1 protein-coding gene is annotated in these 1,602 nt (G+C 69.6%); it reads left to right on the forward strand.

Annotated elements, in window-relative coordinates; all coding sequences use genetic code 11:
• Positions 1–143: 143 nt before the first annotated feature.
• The gene (locus tag ACFY04_RS43680; RefSeq protein WP_389126642.1) at positions 144–1,601 is read left to right on the forward strand and encodes an NF041680 family putative transposase; all 1,458 of its coding nucleotides are present in this window, start codon (positions 144–146) and stop codon (positions 1,599–1,601) included.
• Position 1,602: the final 1 nt, after the last annotated feature.

The raw sequence follows: 1,602 nt of genomic DNA on the forward strand, positions 1-1,602 counted from the left end.
TAGCTTGACCTTTAACGTCCGAGGTCGAACGGTGCCTCGTACTTGATCACTCGGTTCGGTAACCGCCGTACGCGGAAACGGCCTTCGTCTGGATCATGTGCTCCGACCAAGGAACACACACGTCCAGCGCGAAGGCCGTGAGGATGAGTCTGCTGCATCGTGATACCCGGCGGGAGCCGCTGGCGGAGCTGTCACGCTTCCGAGGCGAGTTCTACTCGTGCCTGACCGCTCGTTCGGATGCTTTGTTCGAGCTGGCCGACGCGGTTCTTTGCCATGACGGGCCGGTGAGGTCGCTGGTCGAGCTGTCGCTGGTCGGCGAACACCGCCGTGGTCACGGAGGGCTCTATGCCGCTGTCGCACGCGGCCGGGTCGACGGGGACCGGATGCGCCAGGCCCTGGCCTCCGTGCCGCTGCCGCGGGCGGTCGACGGCCGGCTGGTCCTGGCCGTCGATGTCACGTGCTGGCTGCGGCCCGACGCCCACACCTCACCAGAGCGGATCCTGTGCCACACCTACGGTCGGGGCAAGGACCAGCACATCCCCGTTCCCGGGTGGCCGTACTCGATCGTCTGCGCGCTGGAGCCGGGCCGCAGCTCGTGGACCGCCCCGCTGGACGCGCTGCGTCTGGCACCCGGAGACGACACGGCCACCGTCACCGCCCGGCAACTGCGCGAGCTGATCGAGCGGCTGATCACCGCAGGCCAGTGGCAGGTCGGCGACCCGGAAGTCCTTGTCCTCGCGGACGCCGGATACGACGCACCACGCCTGGCCCACCTCCTGCGGGACCTTCCGGTCCAGGTCCTGGCCCGGATGCGGTCGGACCGGGTCCTGCGCCGGCCCGCACCCCAGCGGCAGCCTCACACCATGGGCCGTCCGCCCCGGCACGGCGGCGAGTTCGTGTTCGGGCAGCCCGACACCTGGGGCACCCCGGACACCGAAACCGTCACCGACACCCGCCTCTACGGCACCGCCCGAGCACGCTCGTGGGACCGGCTCCACCCCAAACTCACCCACCGCTCTTCCTGGGCCGCGGCCAACGGCACCCTCCCGATCGTCGAGGGAACGGTGATCCGCCTGGACATCGGCCACCTGCCCAGCGGAGCCACTCCGAAGCCGGTCTGGCTGTGGTGGTCGGGCACCGACGCCACTGAGGCGGACACCGACCGTCTGTGGCAGGCCTACCTGCGGCGTTTCGACATCGAGCACACCTTCCGCCTGTTCAAACAGACTCTCGGCTGGACCTGCCCGAAGGTCCGCACACCCCAGGCGGCGGACCGCTGGACATGGCTGATCCTCGCGGCCTACACCCAACTGCGACTGGCCCGGCCGCTGGCGGCCGACCGACACCTTCCCTGGGAGAAGCCCACCTCGTCCGACCGCCTCACTCCAGCCCGAGTCCGTCGCGACTTCCGGCACATCCGCCCCAACACCGCCTGCCCGGCCCAAGCACCGAAACCCACCCGCCCCGGACCTGGACGTCCACCAGGACGCAAAAACACGCGGCCCACACCACGTCATGACGTCCACACACCCCGCACAACGGGCACTGCAGCGTCCAGGAAGGCGAAGCCGACGACCCCACGACCCCGCCGCACAGGTTAAA

The sequence above is a fragment of the Streptomyces sp. NPDC001549 genome (assembly GCF_042894025.1).
GTDB classification, from domain to species: Bacteria; Actinomycetota; Actinomycetes; order Streptomycetales; family Streptomycetaceae; genus Streptomyces; species Streptomyces kutzneri.

Excerpts from the sequence above, each read along its gene's own strand:
- ACFY04_RS43680 (WP_389126642.1), top strand. The coding sequence starts at position 144 with ATGAGTCTGCTGCATCGTGATACCCGGCGGGAGCCGCTGGCGGAGCTG.